Below are 16,315 nucleotides of genomic sequence, written 5' to 3'. Positions count from 1 at the left end.
CCTTAAAAAGTAGTCAAAAAAGTATTATTTTATACTAGATTCTTTATTTAACTAAAAAATCATTTTCTAATTATCGCATATAAAAATCCAACAGCAAGTCCAATAAAGTGAGCATACCAAGCTATTGGAAGTCCAATAAGTAGTGGTGCTACAGAGATTAGTAAAACCCATGTTATAATCCCACCTCTTTGAGCCTTATCCCAAAAAGCTACATATCCTAAAATAGCACAAATAGCACCTGATGCACCTACTAAATTCACATAGTTATCTAAGTAATATATATAAGCAAAAGAGATTAAAGATGTAGCTATACCACAGATAAAATATAAAAGGACTAATTCTTTAGAACCTCTAGATCTCTCTATTAAGCCACCAAATTGATAAAGTACGAACATATTCATAGCAAGATGGAAGATACCTCCATGAGCAAACATAGTAGATAGTGGTTGCCACCAAAAATCATATAAAATAAAATACATATTTAAACCAAAAAGCAAACCTCCTTGGTTTATACTTTCTTGAATAATATACATTATAATAGTTATGACTATTATTATATTTGTTGCTGTAAACTTTGATTGATTATAACTTCTTAGCATTATTTTTATATACCTTTATTGAACAATCTATTCTATTAAAAATCTCTTTATCATCATACAATCTAAAATCTGTAAATATCTTAAATATCTCTTTATTTTCTGCTTTAAATATTGTAAGAATTGAGCCTGAATAAAACTGCTTTCTTTTTATTTTATCATCTGTACTGTTTTTTTCTACTAATTTATACTCTATATTTAAATATTTCTTTATATCTTTTTTTGGTGCTCTGTGTATTGCTTGCATATAAAGTTCATCAAGTTTATTTAAACTAATTAAGTCTTCTACATTTGAAATTTTTGCTTTTTTGTAGCTTCCATTTAATTTGAAATAGCCTTTTTTTAAGGCTTTTAAGGAGTCATTTAAAAGTTGTTGATTATATACTTTGTATTTTGTAAGGGTTATATCTTCACAAGATAGAGGTGTGACTTTTTCTTTTGTAATTTCAGGCTCATTGACTATATATTTTACATACAGAGTCAATGTTACTGAAATAATTATAATTGAAGCAAGGGTAAAAAAGTTATTTATTACTTGGCTTTGCCTCAAATTTCGCATTTGTTATTCTTTATAGTAAAGCCTCTTTTAATACATCTTCGATTGTATTAACAGCTTTAATTTCCATAGATTTTTTAACCTCATCAGGAATATCTTCTAAATCTCTTTCATAGTTCTTTTTAGGAATTAAAGCTTTAGTCATTTTAGCTTTATGAGCTGCAATTAACTTCTCCTTTAATCCACCAATTGGTAAAACTTTTCCTGAAAGTGTAAGCTCACCTGTCATTGCCACATCTGATTGAATCTCTCTATTACTTAAAATTGAAGCAATTGTTAATGCCATTGTTATACCAGCACTAGGACCATCTTTTGGTGTTGCTCCTTCTGGAATATGTAAGTGAATATCATATCTTTTATAAACTTCACTAGCATCAACTTTTAAGTTTTCTTCTTTTTCTTTGAAAGTTTTAGGGATAATTTCATCATCAATTTTTAATATTCCACTATCAATAAGAACTTTTACTACAGAATAAGAGATTCTAGATGATTCTTTCATAACCTCACCTAAGTTACCAGTAACAGATAAAATACCCTTACCTTTTAACTTAATAGCTTCTGTTTTTAAAACATCTCCACCTACTGCTGTCCATGCAAGTCCATTTGCAATACCAACAGCATTTTTCTTATCAGCTGGGTCTATTTCAAAAATAGGATTATCTAAATATGATTTTAAATTCTTAGTTGAAATAGATACTTTTGAAGCACCATTATCACTTAAAATCTTTTTAGCAGCTTTTCTAAATAGTTTAGAGAATACTCTTCTTAAATTTCTAACTCCAGCTTCTCTTGTATACTTAGAAATAATTGCTTCAATTGTTGGTTTAGATAGACTAATCTCACTTTTATTTAAACCGTGTTTCCCTAACTCTTGTGGAATTAAATAGTCTTTTGCAATATGATATTTTTCATTTGGTGTATATGAAGAAATATGAATAAATTCCATTCTATCTCTAAGAGCAGCAGGAATTCTTCTAGCATCATTTGCAGTTGATACAAAAATCACTTGCGATAAATCAATAGCAAAGTTTAAGTATAAATCTCTAAACTCATGATTTTGCTCAGGGTCTAAAACCTCTAACATTACAGCAGTTGGATCACCTCTATGATTTGCTCCAAGTTTATCAATCTCATCAAGAACCATTACAGGGTTCATTTTTTTAGCATCGATTAAACCTTTTACAAGTCTACCTGGCATTGCTCCAACGTAAGTTCTTCTATGTCCTCTTAGTTCATTTACATCTTCCATTCCACCTAACGCTACTCTTACAAGTGGTCTTTGAAGTGCTTTTGAAATTGAGTTTGCTAAAGATGTTTTACCAACACCTGGAGGTCCTACAAAACATAAAACAGTACCTTTAGATTTTAAATCTTCTACATTTCTTTGCTCTAAAAGTTGCTTTACTGCAAAGTATTCTAAGATTCTCTCTTTTGCTTTTTCTAAAGAGTAATGATCTTTATTTAGTTGTTTTTCTACATTATCAACAGAGATTTTTTCATCTGAGTACTCTCCAAATGGAATATCAAGTACTTGTTCAATATATGTTTGTAAAAGTGAAGCATCAGGAGAGTCTTGGTGCATTCTAGAAAGTTTTTCTATTTGCTTTTTAGTCTCTTTGTATCCATCTTTTGGCATTGAAGTTTTAAGCTTTTTAAGTCTTTTTTTATAAGCTTTAATCTCTTCATCTTTTTTGTTGTCAGTTCCTAACTCTTTGTTGATAGCTTTAATTTGCTCTTTTAAAAAGTAGTCTTTATGAGTTTTTTCAATTTTTGAGTTTACTTTTTGAGTAATCTCTTTTTGAATTTTAAATGACTCAATCTCTTTTTTGATAACTTCAATAATATCAAGTAGTCTTTGCTCTACATCAGTTTGAGAGAAAAGTTTATAAGCATCATCTTTTTTAACTTTTAAAACTGATGAAATTAAATCTGCAATTCTAGTTGCATCATCATTTTCTTCAATTGTTTTGATTAAATCAGCAGGGAACTTAGAGTTTAATCTTGAAAGTTTTTTTACATGCTCAATTAAAACAGATATTTCAGAGTTAACACTCTCTTCATTGAACTCTTGGTTTTCTAAAATATTAACTTCACATCTAATAGGGTTTTGATCATCAAAATCAGTGATTTTACCCTTTGCTAGACCTTGGAAAAGTACTTTTATTTTACCATCTGGTAAAGCTACTTTTCTCATAATATTTCCAATAACACCTACATCGTAAAAAGAGTCACTATCTCTTTTACCCTCTTTTCCATGCTTTGAAACAGCAACAATAACTAATTTATTCTCTTCAATTGCTTGTTCTACTGCACTTATATTCTCATCACTATCTAAAAAAAGTGGAGCAATCATAAAAGGGTATAAAAATATCTCATCTTCAATTATCAGTGGTAGTCTTTGTGGAAATTCATCGTAGTTTTCTAATTCCATATATTTACTCCTAGTCCTTATATATTATTCAAAAATTGATCTATAAAATGGTACTTCTACAGGTTTGATGTCTTCTGGGTCAACCCATGACTCTTTAACTCTATCCATATAGATTTTAGCTGCTTTTTCTTTACCTTTTTTCTCATAAAGTTTTGCAATCTCTTCATCTAAAAGTGCTTTTGCCATATATAATCTTGCATTCATTGTATCAACAAGAGGCATATATGGAGATGAACTGTACTTAACTTTGTACTCTTTTATATCATTAATAGTATCTTCTATAAGTTTTTGGTCTCTCATTTGATAAGTAAACCCTAAGAAGTTAGCTTTAATTTTTAAATATCTAGCATAATCAATATTTTTACTTAATGCAAATCTTTTAATATACTCATCTAAATAGAAGTTTGCTAAAGCATACTCTTCTGCATCAATATGTGCATTTACTAAAATAAGTATTGCTGTTGGAATTAATGGCGAGTTTCTATGCTCACTTTCCAATGATGTATAAGTATCATCTGCTAAATCAGTATCACCTCTTGAAAGCTGAGTTACCATTTTGTTATACCAATAAATTGCTGGTTTATTGTACTCTGTGCTTGACTCGTTTTTTGAAGAACAAGCCGTAAAAATAAAAATTAAACTTGTGGCAAATAATAAATTTTTTAGTTTAAAGCTAGTTACCATATAAAATCCTTTCTTGTAAAGTTGATATTTTATCTAATACTAGCTTAGGAATTATCTGCTATAATAATAAAAATAATTAAAAAGGTATTAAAATGAAACTAACTTTAATAGGTAATGGAGTTATGGCTCAATCCCTAGCTAAGGGACTTATTAAAAACCATGAAGTTGAAATCATAGGAAGAGATGAAAATAAACTAAAAACTATTCAAGAAAAAATCCCAGGAATTACTATCAAAATTTTAGATGACAATGAAGATATTACAGATAAAAATATTCTTTTTTGTGTAAAGCCTTATGCTTTACATAGTGTATCTGCAAGACTTTCAGGAAAAGCAAACATGCTATTTTCTATTTTAGCTGGAACTACTCTTGATACATTAAAAAAACAAATTGAAGCAAAACATTACGTAAGAACTATGCCAAATGTAGCAGCTTCAGTTCAATTCTCTACTACAACTATTACAGGAGATAAAGAAGCAAAAACTACAGCTGTTGAAATTTTTTCATCAATTGGAAAAGCTATTTGGGTAAATACTGAAAATCAACTAGATATTGCTACTGCTATAGCAGGTTCTGGACCTGCTTACCTAGCTTTAATAGCAGAAGCTTTAGCTGATGGTGGAGTAAAAGCTGGACTTGAAAGACATACTTGTTATGAGTTAGTTCAAGGATTAATGGAAGGAACATCTAAACTTCTAAAATCAAATCATCCTGCTATTATCAAAGATTCAGTTATGTCACCAGGTGGAACTACTGCTGCTGGTGTTTCTCAACTTGAAGAGGGAGCTGTTAGAGACTCTATGATAAAAGCTGTAAACAAAGCATATGAAAAAGCTTGTGAACTTGGGAAAAAATAGTTTTACTATTTTAGAAACCCTAATAAGCATAAGCTTACTTTTATTTGTAATAAGTGGGTTTTCAAATCTCACTTATTATGATTCAAAAAACAACAACTTTCAAAAGTTAAATGAACTAGAAAATAGATTTACTTCAAAAGATTATAGTAGTTTTGAAAAAACTCAAAATAATATAAGAATTAAGATAAATAACTCAAATGAAATAACCTTAAGTGTTAAAAAGTATAAATATGAAGATAAAACAATCAAACTGTTCAAATATGAAATCTAGCTTTTCACTTTTAGAACTAATCTTAACGACACTTATATCATCAATAGTTATAGTATATAGTTTAGTTTTTATAAAAGAGTTATATACAAATAGTGACACAATTCAAAAACAAGAAATAGCTAAAATAGACCTACTTGCTACTAAGGCTTTTTTAGATAAAAAAGCTGATTTTTATGAAGACATAAAATATCGGGATAGTACAATTTTTTATAAGAATTCTATTCTTTTAGAAAATATCACAGATTTTAAGATGAAAAAAGAACAAAGTCTAATAAAAATAGACATAAAGTATAAAAATGAGATTTTTCTAAATTGGATATTTAAAATATGAAAAAGTCCTTTGTTTTACTTTTAAGTATCATATTAATAACACTTTTTTCATATCTAAGCATAAAAATTGCTACAACAAAATCCATAAAAAATGAAAATGAAGTAAATCAATATTTATATATACAAGCAAAAAATCATAAAGCGTTTTTAAAAGAGTATATAAACTCTTTAGCAAATTTAAATACTATAGAGCATTTAAGTATTGCTGATGATTTTTTTGTAATTGAAGCTTTTATAGAGAAACAAACTTCAAACTTTCATATACAAATATATGTTAAGTCAAAATATTATGATATATCTGTATACGAAGAGTTTGAAAAAGATTTTTAGATAATTACATCTAAAACTTTTTTAGCTAAATTTAAAGCCTTACTTCTATGAGAAAACTCTTTTTTCACTTCATGAGGTAACTGCCCTAAAGTCTTATCAAAACCTTTTGGAATAAATAAAGGGTCATAACCAAAACCTTCATTTCCACTTTGCTCATCAATAACCTCACCATGCATCCAACCATGAACTGTTTCAATATTTCCTTGATAGACTATTGCTATACAAGCTGTATAATATGCAGGTGTTCTTTTTATATTTTTTTCTTTTAAGCTCTTTATTAATTTTTCATTATTTTCATTATCACTTGCATTTTCACCGGCATATCTTGCTGAATAAATTCCTGGTTCATTATTCAGTTCAGGAACGGTAAGTCCTGAGTCATCAGAAATTACAAGATGGTTTTTATAACCTTTCTTTTCTAATTCATCATAAATTACTTTTGCTTTTTTAATTGCATTACCCTTAAAAGTATCCTTATCTTCTACAATCTCTATATCACCTAAAATATCTTTAAAGGCAATAACTTCATCATTTGGCATTAATTTACCAATCTCTTTTATCTTTCCTTTATTACCTGAAGCTAAAACTATTTTCACTACTTTTCCTTTGAACAAACTATTAAGTATTAATTATATATAATCACGACAAATTATATTATGTTTAGGATTACAAATGATTAAATCGGTTTTACCACTTAGTTTAATTATAGCCCTAAGATTCTTAGGACTATTTTTAGTTTTACCAGTAATATCTGTATACGCTATAAATTTAGAAGGAGCAACAACTACACTTGTAGGTATTGTTGTTGGTGGTTATGCACTAACACAAATGCTATTTCAAGTTCCATTTGGAATTATAAGTGATAAGCTTGGAAGAAAAGGTACTATTATTATGGGACTTATTCTTTTTGCAATAGGTTCAGTAGTTTGTGCTATATCAACAGATATATATACTTTAATGTTAGGAAGATTTTTACAAGGTGCAGGTGCTATTGGAGCAGTAGTTACAGCAATGATTAGTGATTTAGTAAAAGAAGAACAAAGACCAAAAGCAATGGCTACTATGGGTATGTTTATTGGTATTTCTTTTGCAGTTTCAATGCTTGCAGGTCCAACAATTGGTTCTGCTTTAGGAGTTGAAAGTCTATTTTATATCACTATGGCTTTAGCTTTAGGTTCAATTTTTGTTTTATTAAAAATGGTTCCAAACCCTCCAAGTATTACACATACATACAATGGAAAAACAAAGTTAAGTTCTGTACTTTTAAATGCAAACTTAGTAAAAATGAATATTACAAACTTTTTACAAAAAGGTTTAATGACTTTTGCATTTATGATTATTCCAATGGTTTTATTAAGATCATATGAATGGCAAATGTCTGATTTATGGCAAGTTTATTTACCAGCTATGATTTTTGGATTTTTAGCAATGGCTCCTGCTGCAATAATTGCAGAGAAAAAAGGAAAATTTAAAGAGATTCTTGTAATTGGTATTGCATTATTTGGTATTTCTTACTTAGTTATTGGATTAAGTGGCTCATCTCTTGTATTTATTATTGGTGTTGTTTTATTCTTTATTGGATTTAATATGCACGAACCAATTATGCAATCACTTGCAACAAAATTTGCAAAAGTTCATCAAAGAGGTTTAGTTTTAGGTATCTTTAATTCATTTGGATATTTAGGTACATTCCTAGGTGGATTACTTGGTGGTATGTTCTTTGAAAATGCTTCATTAACTGCTATAGTAATAGCTATTGCAATTGTTTGTGTAGCATGGGCAATATTAATTATTACTATGCCAAATCCAACAAAGAAAAGATTTGTATATCTTTCGATGGATGAATACAACTTAGATAAAAAAGATAACTTAGAACATGAAGGTATTGATGAGTGGTACTTAAACAATACTGAAAGAATTATCGCTATTAAATATAGTGATGAAAAAATTGATGAAGAATCAATCAAAGCTCTTTTAAAATAGATTTTAAAGACATATACTATAAAATAAAATAAAAAGGAGCGGGTTTTGAGAAAAGTATTACTTTACAGTTCAATCACCCTCTTCTTTTTACTTATAATAAACTCAACTGCAACCTCAACACAATTTATTACAAACTCAAAGCTAAAACAAGTAAAAAACAAATATGGAGATAGAGCCCAAAAAAGAGTCGAACTTTGGGATAAAATGCTTCAAAAAAACCAAAATGAAAAAATACTTTATAAGCTTAAAAATGTAAATGATTTTTTTAATAAAATAAAATATAAAACTGATCCAAGACACTGGAGAAAAAAAGACTATTGGGCAACACCTTTTGAATTTATGGGTACAGGTGCAGGAGATTGTGAAGACTTTGCTATTGCTAAATATTTTAGTTTAAGAAAGCTTGGCATTCCTGAAGAAAAACTTAGAATTACATATGTAATTTATCAAAAAAGAAATAGTAAATATGACCAAGCTCATATGGTTTTAACTTATTATCATAAACCAGGGGCAACACCTATTGTTTTAGACAATATTAACAAAAAACTAAAACTTGCTTCCAAAAGAAAAGATTTAAAACCAATTTATAGTTTTAATGCAAGTGGTCTATGGCAAGCAAAAAACAAAGGTTCAGTTAAAATGGGAAGAAATAATCTAAAAGCTTGGAAAAGCTTAATGAGTAGAATTTAAAAAAGGAAGAAACATGTCTTTATCAAAACAGTTGTATATTATAATTGCCTTTATCTTTTTCATGATATTTTTTGGTAACTTTATAATAAGTGTAAACAACACAAAAGCTTATTTACAAAGTGAGTCTATCACAAAAGCACAAGATACGGCTACATCACTAGGTATGACTTTAAAACCTTTAATTCATGACAAGAATAGTGCGGAAATTAGAACAATAATAAGTGCTATTGCAAATAGAGGGTTTTATAAAGAAATAAGACTTGAGGATGCTCACTTTACAATAAGTGAATCTAGTTTGATTGAAGCTTCTTCTGATTTGGATAGTTTAGATTGGAAAATAAAAACTATTAATATTGATAAAGAGTTTGGAGTACTTGAAGAAAACTCATCAGATTTAGAAATCTCTCAAGAGTTATCAGAACTTGAAAATGGTAAAACAGATGAAGACTTAGGTTTTGCACTTGAAGAAAAAAAATACTCTTTTATTCCAGCAAATGATTATAAAAACGGTGGTAATATCACTTTTAATTTTACAGTACAAAATGATGAGGGTCAAACTATTGATACCTTCGCAAGTCTTACAATAAATAAAGTTATTGCTCAAGCCCTTAGAAAAGAAAAGTTTGACTATGTACCAAAATGGTTTATAGACTTAGTTACTATTAAACTTGAAGAAAAATATAGTGAAATATCTGATGGGTGGAAAACTACAGCTGTGATTTATGTAAGTGCAAATGCAGGTGAAGCTTATGCTAAATTGTATGAGCAGTTTAAAGGGGCTATTCTTTATGCAGTTGTTGCTTTTATAATCTCAATGATAATTTTATTTGTGTTTGTTCAGTACTTACTAAAACCTCTAAAAAGAATTGAAAAACTTGCAAATAATATAGCTGTTGGTAAATTTGATACAATCAAAGAACTTCCTTGGACAACTGAAATAAAAAATGTAGCAATTGCTATGAATGATATGTCTACAAAAATAGAAGCAATTATCAATAAACTAAATAAAAATCTTGAATCAATCACTTACAAACTTTCAAAAGATGAAATCACATCTTTAGAGTTAAAACAAAGTTTTGAAACAGATATGAAAAATATGTTTATTCACAAAGATGATGGATATGTGTTTATTATCAAGATATTTGACTTAGCAAGTTTTGCAAAATCTCATACAAACAAAGAAGTAAATGACTTTATTAAAAAATTTGCAAATATTTTAAAATCAACTAAACTAGAAAATAAAAAATGCACTTCAAAAGCTTATAGGTTTTTTGGTTCAGAGTTTGCAATGATTGGTAAAAACTTCACATATGAAGATGCTGTTTTATTTACAAAAAAACTAAAAGAAAATTTTGAAAAACTTTCAAATGAATACAATAAAAAAGATATAGTTCATATGGGAGCAACTCCTTTTAATCAAATAGGAACAACTCCTGAAATGCTTCAAGCAGCAAATGAAGCTTATGAGAAAGCTACAATTATTGGTTCAAATGAAGCTCATATTAGAGATAAAAATGACTTATCAAGAGATATGGAGTCTTGGAGAGATTTAGTATTTGACATTATTGAAAACTCTAAATTTAATGTAAAATATATCTCAGATGCAAGAAAACTTGAGCAAGGAAATGAAAATACTATCTTAATGCAAGAAGCCTTTACAAGTGCAAAAGATAAAGATAGTAATGATATTCCAATAGGTACCTTTGTATCTATTGCTGAAAGGTATGAAAAAATTATGCAATTTGATATGAAAGTTATTGAAAAAGTAATTAGTCATATCATAATCAATAATGTAAAACATGAAATATCTATTAATCTATCTTTAGAATCTATAAACAATACCGCATTTATTGCATGGCTAGATAAAACTTTAGCATTAAATAAAAGTATTGCAAGTCAATTAGTATTCTCAATTACAGCTTATGCAGCAGCTAAAGATGTAAACAAGTTTAAATTCTTTGCAGATGAAATACATAAATGTAATGCAAAAATAATTATCAAAAGATTTGAAACTAAGTTTATTGCTCTTGATAATATCAAAGACTTTAATTTAGACTATATTAGATTAGCTAGAGACTATACAAATAATATTTGTAATGATCCTTCAAAACAAAGTTTTGTGGAAGCAATTGCAGAACTATCATCACTTTTAAATATAAAAGTATTTGCTGAGAATGTAAAAGAAGATGACGACTTACAAACTGTTAAAAAGTTTAATTTATATGGAGCAAGTAGATAAAAAAATCTACTTGCTTTAACTAAAAAACTTACGTTAATAATAGATTAATAAACCTGTAATATAATTTCTTTTTTATTATAAAAGAAGGTTATATATGTTTGATAAATTACTTAGATTTTTTGTTAATAATTCAAGAGTAAACTACACACTTTTTATTTTAGTTTTTGCCATAGGAGTTTGGTCTTATAACAAAACGGCAAAAGAGATTTTCCCTAGCTTTGAACTTGATATGATTTCAATTAGAGGTTCATATACTGGTGCTTCTGTTGATATTCTCGATAGAATGGCAGTTGCTGAGATTGAAGATAATCTAAAAAATATTGATAGTGTTGATAATATGACAACAGTCATATCTCCTGGTCGATTTTCTATTGTATTAGAGCTTAAAAAAGGAAAAGACAGATACAATGAAGCCAATAAAATAAAAGATACAATAGCACTTGTAAAATCAAATCTACCATCAGATATGGATGAACCAAGTGTAAATGTACTAGAAAGAAGTAGATCGGTTGTTGATATATCTTTAACTTCAGCAAAATACAATACTGATGAGTTAAAACCCTTTGCTGATAATCTAAAAAGTAAAATCTTAAGTATTGAAGGCATAAATGATATTACTATTTATGGGGATTCGGATAAGTATTTTGAGGTACTTCTAAATGATAAAAAGATTGAAGCCTTAGGTTTAAATAAAAATGAAATTTTTAATACAATATCAAATATCTCATATATTTTTCCAGTAGGAAAAATAGAAGACCCTAAAAAACACTATTATATCTCCACATATAATGGTGCAAAAAATGCAATAGATTTTGCAAATACCTTAATCAAAATAAATGATAAAAATATATACATAAAAGATATTGCTACTATTGCAAAAAAATATCAAGACGCTTCTACTCTTTATTCATTTAATGGTAAAAATGCCTTATCTCTAGCAATTGAGCAAACTGATAGCGCTGATGCCTTGACAATAGTAACTCAAATCAAAAAACTACTTCCTAATTTAGAGAAGCAAAACCCAGATATAAATATCACTATAGCAGATGATAATAGTGAAAGAATTGCTGATAGATTAAATATTGTTGTATCAAATATTCTTTTAGGAATTATACTTATTACTATTTTAGTAATGATTTTGATTAACTTTAGAATGTCAATAATTATAGCTGTTGGTATTCCAACATCCTTTGTAATTGCTGCTATTTATATGTATTTTAGTGGATATACAATAAATATGATTTCACTTGTTGGGGTTTTAATAGCTATTGGTATTGTAGTTGATGATGCTATTGTTGTAAGTGAAAATATTCAACAACATATAGAAGAAGGCCATCCACCTAAGCAAGCAGCTATTATGGGTGCAAGTGAGATGGTAAAACCTGTAACTATTGCTTCACTTACAACTCTTTTCTCATTTTTACCTATTTTAATGATTAGTGGAACTATGGGAGAGGTGATGAAACTAATTCCTATTGCCTTAAGTGCTTTAGTTGTAGCTTCACTAATTGAGTCATTTTTATTTTTACCTATTCATGCAGCGCATACTTTAAAAAACGGTGCTAAAGTTACATCATGGGAAAAAGCAAATAAAGTTTACAATGCCATTATTCACTTCTTTATGAACTGGAAAAAGACATTTTTAACTATATTTATTATTATGGTTCCCCTATTAACTTTCTATGAATTTACAAGTTCTAAATTTCAACTATTCCCTAAATTTGATGCCTCAGATGTAAAACTTACACTAAAAGCAAATGCAAATACTACACTAGAAGAATCGTTTAGAATAGTTCAAGAAATTGAGCAAGAGTTTATGAAAAAAGAAGAAGAGTTTTCTATAAAAAGTATTGACTCTGTTGCAGGTTTTAGACGAGATGTAGGAGGAAATAGCGAAAATTTTCCTTATGTTATGTATATGACTGTTGAACTTAAGAAGCTAAAACCATCTAATATTTTAGATAAATATGTAACTCCAAATTTGAGTTTTTATTATGATGAAGAAGGTCGAGATAGAACTGAAAAATCTAAAAAAATTGCTTCAAAAATAAAGAAATTTATTGAGAAGAAAAAGTTTAAAGAAAAATATAATTTAGAAGAGATTTCAGTATTAGAAAGAAAAGTAGGTCCTGTAAAATCAGATATAAAAATAGGATTAGTTTCAAATGATAATCAAAAAATCATAAAAACAATTGAAGAGTTACATAATCAAATAAAAAGTTTTGAAGGAATAAAATCTGTATCTAACTCTTTAAAATTTGGTATTGATGAAATAAAACTAAAAGTAAACAACTATGGAGAATCACTTGGACTTACTGAATCATTTGTAGGTTCATACCTTTCAAATCTTTATTTATTAAAGAAAAAAGGTGTGAGTTTTGATGAAAAAGAGATGTTAGATATTAAAATCAAATCACAAAATAAAGATGATTTTGAAAGCTTTAAAAATACTCAAATTCCTTTAAATGATGGAACAAATGTACTTTTATATGAAGTTGTAGAAATAAACACTTTAAGAGCCTTTGAACAACTTATTAAAGACCAAGGGGAAAAGAACTTCTATATTTATGCAAATGTAGACCCTGATATTATTACAGCATCAGAAGTACTTGAAAAGATACAAGCAACACTTGATAAAATAGAAGAAAATGGTATTAGAATAATTCTAAAAGGTGAAGCTGAAAAGAAAAAGAATCTTAAAAATGATATGCTCTTAGCAACTGCTTTAGCACTTGTTTTAATAATGCTTTCAATGCTTTATTTATTTAACTCATTTAGAGAAACTTTTATAGTTATGAGTATTATTCCTTTCTCAATTTTAGGAGTTTTAATAGGTCATAAAATAATGGGATTAAATCTATCAATGCCTTCAATGATTGGAGCTTTAGGGCTTGCTGGAGTTGTTATTAATGATGGTATTATTATGATGACATATCTTAAAAAAGCAAAAACTCTAAATGAGATATTCCAAAGAGCTACAAAAAGATTTAGACCAATTATAATAACTACTGTAACAACACTTATTGGTATGAGTTCACTTATATTCTTCCCAACAGGTCAAGCAGTTATCTTCCAACCAATTGCCATATCACTTGGCTTTGGTCTTTTATGGGGAACAATTTTAAATCTTATATATTTACCAGTTTTATATACAATCACTCACAAACTAAGAAAAAGCAAGGCTTAAGAGTCTTGCTTTAAATCCACGCTAAACTCTAAACCTTTTAGAGTTTCTTCCTTGTATTTAAATTCACAGTTTTTCAAACTTATTTTAAAATTCATTTGTTTTGTAAGAATCTCTTGAACCATATATAAACCAAGTCCAACCCCTTGAGCTTTATGTTTTGTAGTGAAATAAGGCTCAAATATCTTTTCTAAGATTTCTTCATCAACACCCTCACCTGAATCTTTTATACATAAAGTTTTATCTTTAATTGAAATATAAATAACTCTTTTTTCCACTGTTTGTTTTTTTAGGGAATCAATGCTGTTTTCTAAAACTTTTAACAAAGCCTGTTTAAACTCATTTTCGTAAATATTTATTTGTAAATCATTTTGTACTTCAAACTCTAATATGATTTTATTTTCAAGTAAGATACTATCAATATATTCAATTGTTTGAAAGACTACTTCACTTATACTTTTTCTTTGTAAAGACTCATCAATTTCAAAAAAGTTTCTAAAGTTTTCAATTGTATTTGATAAAAACTTTGCCTTACTTACAATAAGACTACATGATTCATCTAAGTCATTATCTTCTAGTTTTCCCATTTGTTTGTAAAATTGAAGAGAACTTGCTGATGTAGTAATAACATTTAGAGGCTGTCTCCATTGATGTGCAATATTGTGAAGCATTTGCGCGATTGAAGCCATTTTATTTTGTTGAAAAATTAGCTTATCTTTTTGTTTTGATTCTTCTTGTAAATTGATTTCATGTGTAATATCAGTTAATGTTACAATTATAAAACTATCCACATTGTTTTGGGAAACATTTAGTTTAAAATGTCTAAGTTCATCTTCACTATTATACATAGCAGCCTTAAATGAACCTTGGGGGTTTGCCAAAATATACTCTGCCCAATTTAATCCATCATAATCTTTTTCTAAGATATATGATTCATCATTCTCAAAAGGAACAAACCTAGTACAAACACAAGTATATTCATTTTTGAACTCTTTTAGTGTTTTAAACTGAGGAAAAAAGTTGAGCAACTGTTGATTTGAGTTTATTATCTCTTCACCATCAGTTATAACAATAATATTTAGTTGAGAATCTAAAAGAAGTTGAGTTTTATTTTTTTGTGATTTTATTTTTCTTACACTTCTTATTAAATTTTTATTTAGCTTATTCATGTTTTTCATATAATTGCTATAAGAATATACAACAATTATAAAAATAAGAACCACTACTAAAAAAAGTATCAACATAAAAGCTTGAGTTTTAAAATCACTAATAGTTTTTGTATCAATAGTATCAAGCTTTTTAAAAAGTAAAATATAAGCTAAATCATTTTCAACCTTTACTTTTGTAAATAAATATTCATTATAAATTGAGTGATTTCCAATTTGTAGTAGCTTGTCAATTTTTTTTTCACTTAAATCATCTAATATCTTTGCAGAAGCATCTAAGTTTGCAACATAATAAGAACCTACAAACTTTTTTGAAAAAGGATACTTTATCTTATTCTTGTATTTTTTATTAGCTACTACAATAGCTTCAAATCCATGGGATTTTATACTTTTTGAAATGGAATTAAACTTGGTAATAGATTCTAAATAAGCAATATTTTCACCATTTTCTTTTATAGGTACAATTGCTTTAAAACCTAATCCAAATTCATATACTTCTATAAATTTCTTTATTTCTTTATTACTTGAATTTATTTTTTTAGAACTTTGAGGAAATTCTTTCTGATTTTTAAGCCATGATCGATATAAAGACTCTCCGTTCTTATCAAAAATATGCATCCACAAATTTTTATAGTTTGTGTTTTCTCTTAATTGTAAAGATAAGGTTTCTAAATCTAAAGAATCAAAATTATTTGTTTTAATTGCGTTTATTATACTAGCATCACGAACTAAAGGAATCGATATAGCCATGTTAGCATTTTTTTTATTATCTATTAAAGTTTGGGTACTTTTTTTGATATCTTCAACTAAGGAATCATAGATTTCAGTTGTTAGAGTTTTTTCTTTTTTTACTATATATAAACTTGCTAAAAATACAGCAATAATCAAAAAGCTCGTAAATATGGATATAAAGCGGTAGGTATCTTTTTTGTAGTTCATTTTATTACTTCTATAATATGGAGTTATTATATTTTATAATAAATGAACTTCTATTTTTA

The 16,315-nt window shown here is 27.6% G+C and carries 14 protein-coding genes; 8 read left to right on the top strand and 6 right to left on the bottom strand.

The features are described from left to right. Nucleotides 1-59: 59 nt before the first annotated feature. Genes NJU99_RS03690 through NJU99_RS03675 form a run of 4 tightly spaced genes read right to left on the bottom strand, consistent with a single transcriptional unit; the run spans nucleotide 60 to nucleotide 4,267 of the window. Complete coding sequence (locus NJU99_RS03690) at nucleotides 60-599, bottom strand: rhomboid family intramembrane serine protease (protein WP_254577381.1); 540 nt, start codon at nucleotides 597-599, stop codon at nucleotides 60-62. After that, a complete protein-coding gene (locus tag NJU99_RS03685) occupies nucleotides 583-1,155 on the bottom strand; it encodes a hypothetical protein (RefSeq protein ID WP_254577380.1) in 573 nt (190 codons plus the stop codon). The genes NJU99_RS03690 and NJU99_RS03685 overlap by 17 nt, the downstream gene beginning before the upstream one ends. Before the next feature lie 10 nt (nucleotides 1,156-1,165). Continuing rightward, on the bottom strand, nucleotides 1,166-3,583 hold the full coding sequence (lon, locus tag NJU99_RS03680; protein WP_254577379.1) for an endopeptidase La: 2,418 nt from the start codon (nucleotides 3,581-3,583) through the stop codon (nucleotides 1,166-1,168). A 24-nt stretch (nucleotides 3,584-3,607) separates the two neighbouring features. Continuing rightward, the gene (locus tag NJU99_RS03675; RefSeq protein ID WP_254577378.1) at nucleotides 3,608-4,267 is read right to left on the bottom strand and encodes an outer membrane protein assembly factor BamD; all 660 of its coding nucleotides are present in this window, start codon (nucleotides 4,265-4,267) and stop codon (nucleotides 3,608-3,610) included. Between the two features lie 92 nt (nucleotides 4,268-4,359). On the opposite strand from NJU99_RS03675, the gene NJU99_RS03670 reads away from it, so the two are divergent. Genes NJU99_RS03670 through NJU99_RS03655 form a run of 4 tightly spaced genes read left to right on the top strand, consistent with a single transcriptional unit; the run spans nucleotide 4,360 to nucleotide 6,055 of the window. After that, nucleotides 4,360-5,124: a pyrroline-5-carboxylate reductase gene (locus NJU99_RS03670; RefSeq protein ID WP_254577377.1), complete on the top strand. Its 765-nt coding sequence runs from the start codon at nucleotides 4,360-4,362 to the stop codon at nucleotides 5,122-5,124. Then, nucleotides 5,111-5,395 (top strand): hypothetical protein, encoded by a 285-nt coding sequence (locus NJU99_RS03665; protein WP_254577376.1) that lies wholly within the window; start codon nucleotides 5,111-5,113, stop codon nucleotides 5,393-5,395. Before NJU99_RS03670 ends, NJU99_RS03665 begins: the two co-directional genes overlap by 14 nt. Beyond that, nucleotides 5,355-5,726 carry a hypothetical protein gene (locus NJU99_RS03660; protein ID WP_254577375.1) on the top strand — a complete coding sequence of 124 codons (372 nt, stop codon included), beginning with the start codon at nucleotides 5,355-5,357 and terminating at the stop codon, nucleotides 5,724-5,726. Before NJU99_RS03665 ends, NJU99_RS03660 begins: the two co-directional genes overlap by 41 nt. Then, complete coding sequence (locus NJU99_RS03655; protein ID WP_254577374.1) at nucleotides 5,723-6,055, top strand: hypothetical protein; 333 nt, start codon at nucleotides 5,723-5,725, stop codon at nucleotides 6,053-6,055. The genes NJU99_RS03660 and NJU99_RS03655 overlap by 4 nt, the downstream gene beginning before the upstream one ends. Here NJU99_RS03655 and rdgB read toward each other — a convergent pair. Continuing rightward, nucleotides 6,052-6,651 (bottom strand): RdgB/HAM1 family non-canonical purine NTP pyrophosphatase, encoded by a 600-nt coding sequence (rdgB, locus tag NJU99_RS03650; protein ID WP_254577373.1) that lies wholly within the window; start codon nucleotides 6,649-6,651, stop codon nucleotides 6,052-6,054. The two genes, NJU99_RS03655 and rdgB, sit on opposite strands and share 4 nt — an antisense overlap. 76 nt (nucleotides 6,652-6,727) lie before the next feature. On the opposite strand from rdgB, the gene NJU99_RS03645 reads away from it, so the two are divergent. The 4 genes from NJU99_RS03645 to NJU99_RS03630 all read left to right on the top strand — a co-directional run bounded on the left by NJU99_RS03645 (nucleotide 6,728) and on the right by NJU99_RS03630 (nucleotide 14,154). After that, nucleotides 6,728-8,038, top strand: coding sequence for an MFS transporter (locus NJU99_RS03645; RefSeq protein WP_254577372.1), 1,311 nt, complete (start codon nucleotides 6,728-6,730; stop codon nucleotides 8,036-8,038). 45 nt (nucleotides 8,039-8,083) lie between these two features. After that, nucleotides 8,084-8,728 carry a transglutaminase-like cysteine peptidase gene (locus tag NJU99_RS03640; protein ID WP_254577371.1) on the top strand — a complete coding sequence of 215 codons (645 nt, stop codon included), beginning with the start codon at nucleotides 8,084-8,086 and terminating at the stop codon, nucleotides 8,726-8,728. A gap of 13 nt (nucleotides 8,729-8,741) precedes the next feature. Then, on the top strand, nucleotides 8,742-10,967 hold the full coding sequence (locus tag NJU99_RS03635; protein ID WP_254577370.1) for a bifunctional diguanylate cyclase/phosphodiesterase: 2,226 nt from the start codon (nucleotides 8,742-8,744) through the stop codon (nucleotides 10,965-10,967). Nucleotides 10,968-11,061: 94 nt separating this feature from the next. Then, complete coding sequence (locus NJU99_RS03630) at nucleotides 11,062-14,154, top strand: efflux RND transporter permease subunit (protein WP_254577369.1); 3,093 nt, start codon at nucleotides 11,062-11,064, stop codon at nucleotides 14,152-14,154. On the opposite strand, the gene NJU99_RS03625 is transcribed toward NJU99_RS03630, so the two are convergent. Beyond that, the gene (locus tag NJU99_RS03625) at nucleotides 14,151-16,256 is read right to left on the bottom strand and encodes an ATP-binding protein (RefSeq protein ID WP_254577368.1); all 2,106 of its coding nucleotides are present in this window, start codon (nucleotides 16,254-16,256) and stop codon (nucleotides 14,151-14,153) included. The two genes, NJU99_RS03630 and NJU99_RS03625, sit on opposite strands and share 4 nt — an antisense overlap. Nucleotides 16,257-16,315: the final 59 nt, after the last annotated feature.

The organism is Arcobacter roscoffensis, from assembly GCF_024267655.1.
Classification (GTDB): Bacteria; Campylobacterota; Campylobacteria; order Campylobacterales; family Arcobacteraceae; genus Arcobacter_B; species Arcobacter_B roscoffensis.
This window is presented reverse-complemented; position numbering and strand designations above follow the sequence as displayed.

Excerpts from the sequence above, each read along its gene's own strand:
- NJU99_RS03690 (WP_254577381.1), bottom strand. The coding sequence starts at position 599 with ATGCTAAGAAGTTATAATCAATCAAAGTTTACAGCAACAAATATAATA.
- NJU99_RS03685 (WP_254577380.1), bottom strand. The coding sequence starts at position 1,155 with ATGCGAAATTTGAGGCAAAGCCAAGTAATAAATAACTTTTTTACCCTT.
- lon (WP_254577379.1), bottom strand. The coding sequence starts at position 3,583 with ATGGAATTAGAAAACTACGATGAATTTCCACAAAGACTACCACTGATA.
- NJU99_RS03675 (WP_254577378.1), bottom strand. The coding sequence starts at position 4,267 with ATGGTAACTAGCTTTAAACTAAAAAATTTATTATTTGCCACAAGTTTA.
- NJU99_RS03670 (WP_254577377.1), top strand. The coding sequence starts at position 4,360 with ATGAAACTAACTTTAATAGGTAATGGAGTTATGGCTCAATCCCTAGCT.
- NJU99_RS03660 (WP_254577375.1), top strand. The coding sequence starts at position 5,355 with ATGAAGATAAAACAATCAAACTGTTCAAATATGAAATCTAGCTTTTCA.
- NJU99_RS03655 (WP_254577374.1), top strand. The coding sequence starts at position 5,723 with ATGAAAAAGTCCTTTGTTTTACTTTTAAGTATCATATTAATAACACTT.
- NJU99_RS03645 (WP_254577372.1), top strand. The coding sequence starts at position 6,728 with ATGATTAAATCGGTTTTACCACTTAGTTTAATTATAGCCCTAAGATTC.
- NJU99_RS03635 (WP_254577370.1), top strand. The coding sequence starts at position 8,742 with ATGTCTTTATCAAAACAGTTGTATATTATAATTGCCTTTATCTTTTTC.
- NJU99_RS03630 (WP_254577369.1), top strand. The coding sequence starts at position 11,062 with ATGTTTGATAAATTACTTAGATTTTTTGTTAATAATTCAAGAGTAAAC.
- NJU99_RS03625 (WP_254577368.1), bottom strand. The coding sequence starts at position 16,256 with ATGAACTACAAAAAAGATACCTACCGCTTTATATCCATATTTACGAGC.